The sequence below is a fragment of the Pseudomonas trutticola BRTCR10 genome (genome assembly GCF_056155105.1).
In genome coordinates this window covers 1,517,377-1,530,023 of the sequence record NZ_CM149552.1, presented here as the reverse complement: position 1 = coordinate 1,530,023, position 12,647 = coordinate 1,517,377, and the positions used below count along the sequence as shown (strand labels likewise).

Here is a 12,647-nt window from a genome sequence, read left to right as displayed (position 1 = left end):
GCCCCTCGGCGCCCGCTTCCCAGGCCAACAACCGGCGCTCTACACTGTACCGGTACAGTTGCCGGGGGCATTTCCGGAGGGTATCGCAAAGATATCTGACCCGGTTCTGCTGCTACGGCGCCAGAACTCAAAAAAATTACAACAGTAAGAGTGGAGCACTATGACTAAGGCTACTAAGCAGATTTCCAAACTGTTTGCCGCTATGGTTCTGGCCGGGGTTGCCAGCCATTCGTTCGCAGCTGACACCATCAAAATCGGTATCGCCGGCCCAAAAACCGGTCCTGTAGCCCAGTACGGCGACATGCAGTTCAGTGGCGCGAAAATGGCCATCGAACAAATCAACGCCAAGGGCGGCGTCGACGGCAAGAAGCTCGAAGCCGTTGAATACGACGATGCCTGCGATCCGAAACAAGCCGTAGCGGTCGCGAACAAGGTCGTCAACGACGGCGTCAAATTCGTGGTCGGTCACCTGTGCTCCAGCTCCACTCAACCTGCTTCGGACATCTACGAAGACGAAGGCGTGATCATGATCACCCCGGCTGCCACCAGCCCGGACATCACCGCCCGTGGTTACAAAATGATCTTCCGTACTATCGGTCTGGACAGCGCCCAGGGTCCTGCCGCCGGTAACTACATTGCCGACCACGTCAAACCGAAAATCGTCGGCGTCCTGCACGACAAGCAGCAGTACGGTGAAGGCATCGCCACCGCCGTGAAATCGACCCTTGAGAAGAAAGGCACCAAAGTTGCCGTGTTCGAAGGCGTCAACGCCGGCGACAAAGACTTCTCGGCGATCATTGCCAAACTCAAGCAAGCCAACGTCGACTTCGTTTACTACGGCGGCTACCACCCGGAGCTGGGTCTGATCCTGCGTCAAGCCCAGGAAAAAGGCCTGAAAGCCAAGTTCATGGGCCCAGAAGGCGTGGGCAACGACTCGATCACCCAGATCGCCAAAGACGCTGCCGAAGGCCTGCTGGTAACCCTGCCGAAATCCTTCGACCAGGACCCTGCCAACATCGCCCTGGCCGATGCTTTCAAAGCGAAGAAAGAAGACCCGAGCGGCCCGTTCGTGTTCCCGTCCTACTCGGCGGTTGAAGTGATTGCCGAAGGCATCAAGGCAGCCAAGTCCGAAGACGCGGCCAAAGTGGCTGAAGCCATCCACGCCGGTACCTTCAAGACGCCAACTGGTGACCTGAGCTTCGACGCCAAGGGCGACTTGAAAGACTTCAAATTCGTGGTCTACGAGTGGCACAACGGCAAACCGAAAACCGAAGTGTCGCCTCAGTAAGGCACGGCCGGACTGACTGCCAATAAAGCCCACGGCGTGCCGTGGGCTTTGTTTTACGAATGTAAGGGCCGCGCTGGCGTGATCCGCCAGTCTCCCCACCTGAAAATCTCAAAACCGTCATCAGCGGTTCGCTGGCAAACCCCGGATTCGAAGTGGATATAGATCCACGGGGCCGGGCGGGAAAATGACTCCACCAGTGAAATGCGTATCAGGTTTTTAGGAGCGCTGTAATGCCTGACATCTATCACTTCTTCCAACAGCTGGTTAACGGCCTCAACGTTGGCAGCATGTATGCCCTGATCGCCATCGGCTACACGATGGTTTACGGCATCATTGGAATGATCAACTTCGCCCACGGCGAGGTGTACATGATCGGCTCCTACGTGGCGTTCATCGCCATCGCCGGGCTGACCATGATGGGACTCGACAGTGTCCCGCTGTTGATGACGGCGGCGTTCATCGCCAGCATCGTCGTCACCAGTTCCTACGGTTACAGCATCGAACGCATTGCCTACCGCCCGTTGCGCGGCAGCAACCGTCTGATCCCGCTGATTTCCGCCATCGGTATGTCGATCTTCCTGCAGAACACGGTTCTGCTGGCGCAAGACTCCAAGGACAAAGCAATCCCCAACCTGATTCCGGGCAACATTGCCTTCGGTCCAGGTGGCGCACATGAAGTGCTGATTTCCTACATGCAGATCGTGGTGTTCGTGGTGACCCTGATCGCCATGCTCGGCCTCACGCTGTTCATCTCCCGCTCTCGCCTGGGCCGCGCCTGCCGCGCCTGTGCCGAAGACATCAAGATGGCCAACCTGCTCGGCATCAACACCAACAACATCATCGCCCTGACCTTCGTCATTGGTGCTGCGCTGGCAGCGGTTGCCGCTGTGCTGCTGAGCATGCAATACGGCGTGATCAACCCGAACGCCGGTTTCCTCGTCGGCCTCAAAGCCTTCACCGCTGCGGTACTTGGCGGCATCGGCAGCATCCCCGGCGCCATGCTCGGCGGGTTGGTGCTTGGGGTGGCGGAAGCCTTTGGCGCCGATATCTTCGGCGACCAGTACAAGGACGTCGTGGCTTTCGGCTTGTTGGTTCTGGTGCTGTTGTTCCGTCCGACCGGCATTCTGGGCCGTCCGGAGGTTGAGAAAGTATGACTAGGAATCTTAAACAGGCACTGTTCAGTGCCTTGCTGGTGTGGGCCGTGGCCTACCCGGTACTCGGTCTGAAACTGACCATCGTCGGCATCAACCTCGAAGTGCACGGCACCAGCCCGGCCATTCTGGCGACCATCACCGTGTGCTCGGTGCTGATGTTCCTGCGGGTGCTGTTCAACCAGCAGATCAGCAAGGCGTGGAACTCCTCGCCGGGCCTGCCGCTGATCCCGGCCAAGGCCAGCAACTTCCTGACCCTGCCAACCACCCAGCGCTATTTCATCATTGCGCTGATCCTCATTGCGCTGGTGTGGCCGTTCTTCGGCTCCCGTGGCGCGGTGGATATCGCAACGCTGATCCTGATCTACGTGATGCTTGGCCTGGGCCTGAACATCGTCGTCGGTCTGGCCGGTCTGCTCGACCTCGGTTACGTCGGCTTCTATGCCGTCGGCGCCTACAGCTACGCGCTGCTGTCGCACTACTACGGCCTGAGCTTCTGGATCTGCCTGCCGATTGCCGGCCTGATGGCGGCGACTTTCGGCTTCCTGCTGGGTTTCCCGGTGTTGCGTCTGCGCGGTGACTATCTGGCGATCGTGACCCTCGGCTTCGGCGAGATCATCCGTCTGTTCCTGCGTAACCTGACCGATATCACCGGTGGCCCGAACGGCATCAGCAACATCGAGAAACCGACGTTCTTCGGTCTGACCTTCGAACGTAAAGCTGCGGAAGGCATGCAAACCTTCCACGAGTATTTCGGCCTGCAATACAACTCGATCAACAAGGTGATCTTCCTCTACCTCGTTGCCCTGTTGCTGGCGCTGGCAGCACTGTTCGTCATCAACCGCCTGCTGCGCATGCCGATCGGCCGTGCGTGGGAAGCGCTGCGTGAAGACGAAATCGCCTGCCGTGCGCTCGGTCTCAACCCGACGATCATCAAACTGTCCGCGTTCACCCTCGGTGCTGCCTTCGCCGGTTTCGCCGGTAGCTTCTTTGCTGCCCGCCAGGGTCTGGTGACGCCGGAATCGTTCACCTTCATCGAGTCGGCGATCATCCTCGCCATCGTCGTGTTGGGTGGCATGGGCTCGCAACTGGGCGTGATTCTCGCGGCCGTGGTGATGATTCTGTTGCCGGAAATGATGCGTGAGTTCAGCGAGTACCGCATGTTGATGTTCGGTGCCCTGATGGTGTTGATGATGATCTGGCGTCCACAAGGTCTGCTGCCGATGCAACGCCCACACATGGAGTTGCGAAAATGAGCCGCGAGATCCTTAAAGTCGAAAACTTGAGCATGCGCTTCGGCGGCTTGCTGGCGGTCAACGGCGTGGCCCTGACCGTGAAGGAAAAACAGGTGGTTGCACTGATCGGCCCGAACGGCGCCGGCAAGACCACCGTGTTCAACTGCCTGACCGGTTTCTACCAGCCCTCGGGCGGCAGCATCCTGTTGGACGGCGAGCCGATTCAGGGTTTGCCGGGGCACAAGATTGCCCTCAAAGGCGTGGTGCGCACCTTCCAGAACGTGCGGTTGTTCAAGGACATGACGGCGGTCGAAAACCTGCTGATCGCCCAACACCGTCACCTCAACACCAACTTCCTGTCCGGACTGTTCAAGACCCCGGCGTTCCGCAAAAGCGAACGCGAGGCCATGGAATTTGCCGAGTACTGGCTGGAAAAGGTCAACCTCAAAGAGTTCGCCAACCGTACCGCCGGCACCCTGGCCTACGGTCAGCAACGTCGCCTGGAAATCGCCCGCTGCATGATGACCCGACCGCGGATCCTCATGCTCGACGAACCGGCCGCCGGCCTGAACCCGAAGGAAACCGAAGACCTCAAGGCGCTGATCAGCGTGTTGCGCGAAGAGCACAACGTCACCGTGCTGCTGATCGAACACGACATGAAACTGGTCATGAGCATTTCCGACCACATCGTCGTGATCAACCAGGGCACGCCTCTGGCCGACGGCACGCCGGAACAGATCCGCGACAATCCTGAAGTGATCAAAGCCTACCTGGGGGAAGCGTAAATGCTGCAGTTCGAAAACGTTTCCACCTTCTACGGCAAGATCCAGGCCCTGCACAACGTCAACGTCGAAGTCCGTCAGGGCGAGATCGTGACGCTGATCGGCGCCAACGGTGCCGGCAAGTCCACGTTGCTGATGACGCTCTGCGGTTCGCCGCAGGCGCACAGCGGCAGCATCCGCTACATGGGTGAGGAACTGGTCGGCCAGGACTCGTCGCAGATCATGCGCAAGAGCATCGCTGTGGTGCCGGAAGGTCGTCGGGTGTTCGCCCGTCTGACCGTTGAAGAAAACCTCTCGATGGGCGGTTTCTTCACCGACAAGGGCGACTATCAGGAGCAAATGGACAAGGTTCTCGGCCTGTTCCCGCGCTTGAAAGAACGCTTCAACCAGCGCGGCGGCACCATGTCCGGCGGCGAACAGCAGATGCTCGCCATCGGCCGTGCGCTGATGAGCAAGCCGAAACTGCTGCTGCTCGACGAGCCGTCGCTGGGTCTGGCGCCGATCATCATCCAGCAGATCTTCGACATCATCGAACAGCTGCGCAAGGACGGTGTGACGGTGTTCCTGGTCGAGCAGAACGCCAACCAGGCGCTGAAAATCGCCGACCGTGCGTACGTTCTGGAGAACGGCCGCGTGGTCATGCAAGGCACTGGTGAAGCGCTGTTGACCGACCCGAAAGTACGCGAGGCATACCTCGGCGGCTGAGTCTTTTCGCCCAACAAAAAAAACGGCCCTCGGGCCGTTTTTTTATGCGCACCAAAAATCTCGAACCCACCGAAAATCCCTTGTAGGAGTGAGCCTGCTCGCGATCGCGTCGAGTCAGGCACCACTGATGTTGAATGACACAACACCATCGCGAGCAGACTCGCTCCTACAGTGGAGGGTCAGTACGGATTGCAGTGCTGCGCTACCGCCGTGGCCTGATCGACGTAAGGCCGTGCCGGTTCAAGGTTCCACTCAGGCTTGTTCCTCACAGGTTTGCCGTCGTAGGTGGCCGCCAGGTGACAAACCATCTGCCGCCGCAGTGACCCGCCATTGACGCTGTACTCCCGCCACTGCTGATCGTCTTTGTGCTTGTTGTACAGCTCGGCAAACATCCGGTCGGTCTGATCGTCCTTGATTGCACGACCGCAAGCAGTCGGCACCACGGAGAGCGACCAGGTGTTCGGCCCCAGTTTCGGATCAGGCCGTTGTACCCAGGTGCTCGACTCGATGTACTTCTCGCAGAACTGTGGCGCCGCTGGCGTCGAGGTCTGGATGCATGAGAAAGAGGCCTTGGCGACCGGTGTTTTCGGGAAGTCGATCTTGATGATGTTGCGTTCCTTGCCGGTCTTGGCCTTGTAGTCGCGTTGGTTGGCCATCGCATCGTTCAAGCCACGCTGATCACTGTAGAAAAACGCCAGAATCGGCAACTCGTCAGTTTTCGGGTTGCCCAGACGCAGTTCTGTCTGAGTCTGAAACTCGCGGCTGTTGATGACTTTGCGCGCGCCCATGAAGTTGCGGAAGGCGTCGACGCGCTCATTGCTACTCATCGGATTGCGCATGTTGAAGCCGCATTGCAACTGGTCCTGTTGCCGATTGTTGTTGTACTGGGTGAAGTGCGCGACCCAGGCATTCGGACTCAGGATCGGTGGTTTCATGGCCTGGCAGACCGCTTCTGCCGGGGCGGTGTTTTTGTTGTCGCCACAGCCTCGGTCATTGCGAAAGTCAGTCCAGGCATCGTTGGGGAACGCGCAATAGACATGCACCGGGGTCTCGGGGTCGCGAACCAGATCTCTGGGGGTAATCAGATAGCCGTTTTGCGTGCTCATGCCGGGGTCTTCATAACTGATGCCGTCGGCCCGCATGTACGAAGCGGCAAAAGTCCCCAGCTCCAGCGCTTTCGGGCTGGGATTCCAGACGTCCCATTTTTGCCCCTTGGCCGGATCGGCGCGGTGCGTGCCCCGAACCAATAGCCCTGAACAGTCCGAGGCGGGATCCTGACCGCAGCTGTCGACGGTTTTGTTGTACAACGATTCGACCTTCCTCAGCGTCTCGTCGCATGACTCGGCATTGGCCCATGTCGCCTGCACCAGCAGCGGGAACATGAGCAATGGAGCGATCCTGTTCAAACGTTTTTTCATGGCTTGCATCTCCTTGATTAGCCAACACACACCCTCAACGCGGGACCGGGTTGCAACCCGCGGCCCGCGTCTCGTTGTCCGATAACGCCGGCCGGAAAGGTTCAAGATTCCACGGCGTTTTGTTGCGGTAATTGAGCAGGACGCAATTCAATTGCTGGCGCATGCTGCCGGCGGATTTTTCGTTGTCCCGCCAGTTGCTGTCCGCGCCTTTGAGCGCCAGCAGTTGGTCGTACAACGCCGCCACCTGCTCGCCGGGCAAGGCACGCCCCGCCGCTGTGGGCACCACGCTAAGGCTCCATTCATCCTTGCCGGTGCCGGGGTCGAAACGTTTGATCCAGTCGGCTGAGGCAATATATTGCGGTGCTTGAACCGGCAGTGGATTGCAGCCCGCCCTGGCCGATTCCTGCGCACTGACATTGGGCCGGAACGGTTCCAGATTCCATTCGGTCTTGCCCGGATAGTTCTGGATCAGGCAGCTCAATTGCCCGCGCATGCTGCCCGCCGATTTCTCGTTGTCACGCCACTGGCTATCGGCGCCACGCAGGGCGAACAGTTCTTTGTACAAGGCCTCCTGATCACTGGCCTGAATCGCTTTGCCTTGGGCAGTGGGCGTGATCTTGAGTGACCATTCGTTCCTCTTGCTGCCGGGATCGTAACGTTCGATCCAGACTGCCTCGGCGATGTATTTCTGCGCCGGTGGCGCCGGTGTCGGCTGCGCGCCGCCAGCCGCCGTCAGGTCTATCGCCTGGTCAGCGGCGACATAGCTGAAACGTTGTTCGGCAGGCTTGGTGAAGTCCAGCCGCAGGATCGGCACGCTGTAGCCCTGCGCCTGGAGTTTCTTCTGGAAGTTGCGTGCGCTGTTCAGGCCGTTTTCCGGTTTCGGCGGAGCCTGATCGCCACGGGTGGCGAAGTTCTGGGTGCTGTTGACGTTGTAGATGAAGGCATCGATGTACTTCATGTTTTCGCTGCCGTCGTTAGTCGCGGTAGCGTTCTTCAACATGAACTCGTTGACCTGGGCACTGTAAGCGAACGGGTCTTTGTTGGTGGTGGTTGGCCGGGACTCGTGAACCCGGATCATTGCGTGCCAATCGCTGGGTTTCTCGGCGTTGAATGAACACTGACCGTACTGGATCGGGCCCTTCATCAGCCCGGTGTATTTCTGTGTCCATTGCTCTGCTGTGGTGACTCCGGCTTCCGCACAAGTGCCGTAGGCCAGCGCGGCATTGCGGTTGTTCATCACGCCCTGAGCGGCACGCGGTGGCTCGCGACTGTCGAAGAATCCGCAGCCGTACCACTTGCGTTCCGGCCCGGTACCGCCATCGAACGCGTAGATGCAAGTAAAGCCCTGCTCCTTGACCGGCAGGTTCAACGCCGCCGCATCGGTGGGGGTTCGCAGGATCAGACCGGCCGGGTGAATGAGAATCTTCGTACTCAGATCCTTGCGAATCCACGAGTAGGAAGTTGCGCCGATCTTGACCGCGTAGGGGCTGTAGTCCCACGGGTTGAAGGGGCCATCGTTAACCATGCGCAAAGTCACGCCACTGCAATAGTAGAGACCGCGCGGGGCGCCGGTATCCGGCTCCAGACACTCTTGCTTGAGGGTGTTGTAGTTGTGATTGATCCGCTTGAGCGTGTCCTGTGGATCAAGCAGTGGCTGCGCGGCGAGCGTACTGCACAGCAACGGCAGCGCGCACGCCAAAGCGAAAGATGAAGTCACGCGCGACAGCACGCGCGAGTCTGAGCGCTCCATTTTCATGAGATACCGTCCTGGTAAATCGGCCTGTCGATGTGGCCGTTGAAATGACTATAGAACACTCAGGGTTTTGCATTTTTTTCTAAAAAAATCCGGCTGCGCTGTAACGCATCGCCATGTCGTTTCTCTAGAGGGACAAGCAAGCGCAAACCGCTTGTAAAACCCAAGCTCAATTCGGAGAAACATCATGACTGCTACCACCCGCACCCTGTCCGCCACTGCACTGGTTCTGGCCCTCGGTTCCGCTCTGAGTATGGCCGCCGTATCGACCGTCCACGCCGCTGACGCCGACATGGAAAAATGCTTCGGCGTGGCAATGAAAGGTCATAACGATTGCGCCGCAGGTGCAGGCACCACTTGTGCCGGCACCGCGAAAATGGACTACCAGGCAAACGCCTGGAAACTCGTTCCGAAAGGCACTTGCACGACCACTGAAAGCAAGACCTCGCCGACCGGCTTCGGTCAGATGGAAGCGTTCAAAGCCAAGTCCTGACCTGCGGCCTGCCTGAGTGACGATCATGTTCACAATCAACAACCCTGCCCTCTCCGACACTCAGGCAGCCCTCACCGGGCTCCCTGCCCGCGCCGGGCTGGGGCTCAAGACCGGGCACTTCAGGGAAGTGCTCGGGTCCCGACCGGACCTCGGTTTTTTCGAAGTCCACGCCGAAAACTACATGGTGGCCGGCGGTCCGTTTCACCATTTTCTCGGATTGATTCGCGAGCAGTACCCGCTGTCGCTGCACGGTGTTGGGCTGTCCATCGGCGCTGAAGGGCCGCTGGATGTGCAACATCTCAAGCGTCTCGGTGCACTGATCGAACGCTATCAACCGCACGCCTTTTCCGAACACCTGGCCTGGTCCAGCCATGGCCCGGTGTTCCTCAATGACTTGCTGCCACTGGCCTATGACACACCGACGCTGCACCGCGTCTGCGAGCATATCGATCAGGTGCAGAACACCCTCGGGCGCCGCATGCTGCTGGAAAATCCGGCGACCTATCTGGCCTTTCAACGCTCGACCCTCGACGAAGCTGACTTCATTGCCGAAGTCATCCGCCGCAGCGGCTGCGGCTTGTTGCTCGACGTCAATAACGTCTACGTGTCGTGCATCAATCATCAGCGCGATCCATTGGCTTATCTCGATGCCTTGCCATTGCACGCGGTGGGCGAGATTCATCTGGCCGGTTTTGCAGAAGATAGCGACAGTCTCGGCGACCGTTTGCTGATCGACGATCATGGTGCGCCGATTGATCAGGCGGTGTGGAATCTGTACCGCCAAGTGCTGGAGCGCACAGGCCCGGTGGCAACGCTGATCGAACGCGACAATCAGGTGCCGGTGTTCAGCGTCTTGCTCGCCGAAGCGCGGCAGGCTGATGACTTGCTGATGCAAGCCGGGGGTCGATCATGAGCACGCAAGCGGCCTTCACGGTGGCACTGCTCGATGTGCAATCGCCCTGCCCCGAAGGCCTGTGCAGCGCCAACGGTGCCGATCCCGAGAGCCGTTTCGCGGTGTATCGCAACAACGTGCAGAGTTCGCTGATCAACGCTCTGGGCGACCGTTATCCGGTGGTTGCGCAATTGGTTGGCGAGGAATTCTTCCGCGCCATAGCGGCCGTGTTCATACAGGCTCGGCCACCGCACAGTCCGTTGATGAGCTTCTATGGCGAAGATTTTGCGGATTTCATCGAAAGGTTTGAACCGGCATTCAGCGTGCCCTATCTGGCCGATGTCGCACGTCTCGAGCACCTGCGTACCGTCGCCTACCACGCCGCCGATGCCAGCCCGATACACCCGGAAAAAATCACCGCCGCCCTGTCTGCACCCGACTCTTTGAGCGAACTGTGCTTAGGGCTTCACCCGTCGTTGCGCCTGCTCGACTCAAGCCATGCCGTTGTCGCGATCTGGGCTGCGCATCAACACGACGCAACGCTTGAAGCCATCAACATTCACCAAGCGCAGTACGCCCTGGTCTTGCGTAACCATCTGGACGTCGAGGTGTTTGCCCTCGAACACGGCGCCAGCGTGTTTATCCGTCTATTGCTCGATGGCCAGTCACTGCTGGCAGCGGCGCAAAACAGCCCGGCGTTCGACCTCAGTCAAACCCTGGCCCTATTGATCGCACACAACGCCATCACTCATCTGAACGACAAGGAATCGCCATGAACACGCTCATCCTCCGCGCCATCGCGCTGCTGGAGAAAATCCCCCACAGTCTGATTGCTTTCCTCGCGCGCTTTTCGATTGCGGCCGTGTTCTGGAAATCCGGGCAGACCAAGGTCGAAGGCCTGGCCATCGATCTGATTGACGGGACTTTTCAACTCGGCTGGCCGCGTCTGGAGGACTCAACGATTCCACTGTTCAAAAGTGAATATCACGTGCCGCTGCTATCGCCGGAAATCGCCGCGCACATGGCCGCGTTTGCCGAGCACTTTTTCCCGATACTGATTCTGCTCGGCTTCGCCACACGTTTTTCCGCCCTGGCGCTGCTGGGGATGACGCTGACCATCCAGCTGTTTGTGTATCCGGACGCGTATCCGACTCATTGCACGTGGGCGGCGGTGTTGCTGTTTCTGATGGCTCGTGGCCCTGGCAGGCTGTCGATAGATCACTTGATCGCACGCCGCTTCGCAAAATAAACAAATCCCCTGTGGGAGCGACGTCAGCGCTGGAGGCGATCCAGCGCCTCGCCGCTGCGCTTGAACCAGCCAATCAGATAGTCCGCCAATACCTGCGTGCGTTTCGGCAAGCCGCCTTGATAAGGATGCACCAGGTACATCGGCATGCGCCGGGTCTGGTAATCGCGCAGGAGCCAGCGCAGTCGACCATCGGCCAATTCCGCTTGCAACAGGTACGACGGCAATCGGGCGATACCGGCCCCGGTCAACGCGGCTTTCTTGAGCAGGTTGTAATGGTTGCTGGCGAACGGCCCCGATACCCGCACGCGCAGTAGCTCATGTTTCTGGTGATACAGCCACTCCTCGCGACCACTGTAATGGCTGTTGAGCAAACAACGGTGCTCGGCCAGCGCCTGCGGCGTCGCCGGCTCGCCGAAACGCTCGAGATACGCCGGGCTGGCGCAGGTCATTTCCTGCCAGGCCAGCAGCGGCTTGGCCACCAATCGCTCGTCATTGGCCACGTCACTGCGGATCGCCAGATCGAAGCCGTCCCGGGACAGATCGCGGTAACTATTGTTCAGCTCCAACTCGATCTGCACCTCGGGATATTTCTGCGAAAACTCCAGCAGCAGCCCATCGAAGAAGGTTTCCCCCAGCGACACCGGCACCGTCATACGCACCGGGCCGGCCATGTCGTCCTTCAATCGCGCCAATGCCTGACGCGCCTTTTCCACCTGGACAACCAGTGCCTGGGCTTGCGGCAACAATGCCGCGCCTGCCGCGGTCAGGCTTAAACGCCGGGTCGTGCGTTGCAACAACACCACGGAAAAGCTCGCTTCCAACTGACTGATGCGCTTGGACAACTGGCCCTTGCTGCAACCCAGTTGCTGCGCCGCCAAAGTGAAACTGCCGGCCTCGATCAGAACGGCGAACGCCGCGAGGTCATCCATCTCGCTCATGGATTGTTTCCATTTGAAAACCAAAGGTTGCCCATTAGTGCGCTTATCTACAAAAAAAACCACTCTAGACTGAAACCTCGTTTAATCACTCGAGGCACAGCACGATGAAAATTCTGTTGATAGGCGCTGGCGGCACCATCGGTTCGGCCGTAGACAAAGAACTGTCGCAACGTCATGAAGTCATTCGTATCGGCCGCAACAGCGGTGATTTCAACGTCGACATCAGCGACAGCGCGTCCATCCGCAAGCTGTTCGAACAGACTGGCAAGTTCGACGCACTGGTCTGCGCGGCCGGTAACGTGACCTTCGCCCCGCTGGGTGAGATGACTGAAGACAGCTTCGCCCTGGGCCTCAAAGACAAGCTGATGGGCCAGGTCAACCTGCTGCTGATCGGCCGCGAATTCGCCAATGACGATGCTTCGTTCACCTTCACCACCGGCGTCCTCAGTCATGACCCGATCCGCAGTGGTGCGTCGGCGGCGCTGGTCAATGGCGCACTGGACAGCTTCGTGCGCGCGGCCGCCATCGAACTGCCGCGTGGACTGCGGGTGAACTCGATCAGCCCGACCGTCCTGCTGGAAGCGATGGGCAGTTATGCGCCGTATTTCCGTGGTTACAAGCCGGTTCCGGCGGCGGATGTGGCTTTGGCCTACGCGAAAAGTGTTGAAGGCTTGCAAACCGGTCAGACATTTCACGTGGGCTAAACCCTTGTGATGAACGGTCAGGCTGCGTAACGTGGCGGC

Annotated in this window: 13 protein-coding genes; 10 read left to right on the top strand and 3 right to left on the bottom strand. The window is 59.2% G+C overall.

Annotated elements, in window-relative coordinates; genetic code table 11:
* Window positions 1–160 precede the first annotated feature (160 nt).
* The 5 genes from ACVVH8_RS06710 to ACVVH8_RS06690 all read left to right on the top strand — a co-directional run bounded on the left by ACVVH8_RS06710 (window position 161) and on the right by ACVVH8_RS06690 (window position 5,161).
* Window positions 161–1,288, top strand: coding sequence for a branched-chain amino acid ABC transporter substrate-binding protein (locus ACVVH8_RS06710; RefSeq protein ID WP_093438696.1), 1,128 nt, complete (start codon window positions 161–163; stop codon window positions 1,286–1,288).
* 230 nt (window positions 1,289–1,518) lie between these two features.
* A complete protein-coding gene (livH, locus tag ACVVH8_RS06705) occupies window positions 1,519–2,442 on the top strand; it encodes a high-affinity branched-chain amino acid ABC transporter permease LivH (RefSeq protein WP_103307207.1) in 924 nt (307 codons plus the stop codon).
* On the top strand, window positions 2,439–3,695 hold the full coding sequence (locus tag ACVVH8_RS06700) for a high-affinity branched-chain amino acid ABC transporter permease LivM (RefSeq protein WP_475229142.1): 1,257 nt from the start codon (window positions 2,439–2,441) through the stop codon (window positions 3,693–3,695). The genes livH and ACVVH8_RS06700 overlap by 4 nt, the downstream gene beginning before the upstream one ends.
* Window positions 3,692–4,459 carry a high-affinity branched-chain amino acid ABC transporter ATP-binding protein LivG gene (gene livG / locus ACVVH8_RS06695; RefSeq protein ID WP_016986595.1) on the top strand — a complete coding sequence of 256 codons (768 nt, stop codon included), beginning with the start codon at window positions 3,692–3,694 and terminating at the stop codon, window positions 4,457–4,459. The genes ACVVH8_RS06700 and livG overlap by 4 nt, the downstream gene beginning before the upstream one ends.
* Window positions 4,460–5,161: an ABC transporter ATP-binding protein gene (locus tag ACVVH8_RS06690; protein WP_103307205.1), complete on the top strand. Its 702-nt coding sequence runs from the start codon at window positions 4,460–4,462 to the stop codon at window positions 5,159–5,161.
* 179 nt (window positions 5,162–5,340) lie between these two features.
* On the opposite strand, the gene ACVVH8_RS06685 is transcribed toward ACVVH8_RS06690, so the two are convergent.
* Together ACVVH8_RS06685 and ACVVH8_RS06680 are read right to left on the bottom strand one after the other, a co-directional pair.
* Window positions 5,341–6,579 (bottom strand): DUF2599 domain-containing protein, encoded by a 1,239-nt coding sequence (locus ACVVH8_RS06685; protein WP_315446001.1) that lies wholly within the window; start codon window positions 6,577–6,579, stop codon window positions 5,341–5,343.
* 34 nt (window positions 6,580–6,613) lie between these two features.
* Complete coding sequence (locus tag ACVVH8_RS06680; RefSeq protein WP_475229140.1) at window positions 6,614–8,335, bottom strand: DUF2599 domain-containing protein; 1,722 nt, start codon at window positions 8,333–8,335, stop codon at window positions 6,614–6,616.
* 184 nt (window positions 8,336–8,519) lie between these two features.
* Here ACVVH8_RS06680 and ACVVH8_RS06675 point away from each other — a divergent pair, with 184 nt between their 5' ends.
* From ACVVH8_RS06675 to ACVVH8_RS06660, 4 genes are read left to right on the top strand one after another with little or no spacing between them, the layout of a single operon-like run.
* The gene (locus ACVVH8_RS06675) at window positions 8,520–8,825 is read left to right on the top strand and encodes a BufA1 family periplasmic bufferin-type metallophore (protein ID WP_277760940.1); all 306 of its coding nucleotides are present in this window, start codon (window positions 8,520–8,522) and stop codon (window positions 8,823–8,825) included.
* A 25-nt stretch (window positions 8,826–8,850) separates the two neighbouring features.
* Complete coding sequence (gene bufB / locus ACVVH8_RS06670; protein WP_401304137.1) at window positions 8,851–9,738, top strand: MNIO family bufferin maturase; 888 nt, start codon at window positions 8,851–8,853, stop codon at window positions 9,736–9,738.
* Window positions 9,735–10,493 carry an HvfC/BufC N-terminal domain-containing protein gene (locus ACVVH8_RS06665; RefSeq protein ID WP_475229137.1) on the top strand — a complete coding sequence of 253 codons (759 nt, stop codon included), beginning with the start codon at window positions 9,735–9,737 and terminating at the stop codon, window positions 10,491–10,493. The genes bufB and ACVVH8_RS06665 overlap by 4 nt, the downstream gene beginning before the upstream one ends.
* Window positions 10,490–10,966: a DoxX family protein gene (locus tag ACVVH8_RS06660; RefSeq protein ID WP_475229134.1), complete on the top strand. Its 477-nt coding sequence runs from the start codon at window positions 10,490–10,492 to the stop codon at window positions 10,964–10,966. Before ACVVH8_RS06665 ends, ACVVH8_RS06660 begins: the two co-directional genes overlap by 4 nt.
* A 23-nt stretch (window positions 10,967–10,989) precedes the next feature.
* On the opposite strand, the gene ACVVH8_RS06655 is transcribed toward ACVVH8_RS06660, so the two are convergent.
* Window positions 10,990–11,904 (bottom strand): LysR family transcriptional regulator, encoded by a 915-nt coding sequence (locus tag ACVVH8_RS06655; protein WP_475229132.1) that lies wholly within the window; start codon window positions 11,902–11,904, stop codon window positions 10,990–10,992.
* A 104-nt stretch (window positions 11,905–12,008) separates the two neighbouring features.
* Between ACVVH8_RS06655 and ACVVH8_RS06650 the strand changes: the two genes are divergently transcribed.
* The gene (locus ACVVH8_RS06650) at window positions 12,009–12,608 is read left to right on the top strand and encodes a short chain dehydrogenase (RefSeq protein ID WP_475229130.1); all 600 of its coding nucleotides are present in this window, start codon (window positions 12,009–12,011) and stop codon (window positions 12,606–12,608) included.
* Window positions 12,609–12,647 lie beyond the last annotated feature (39 nt).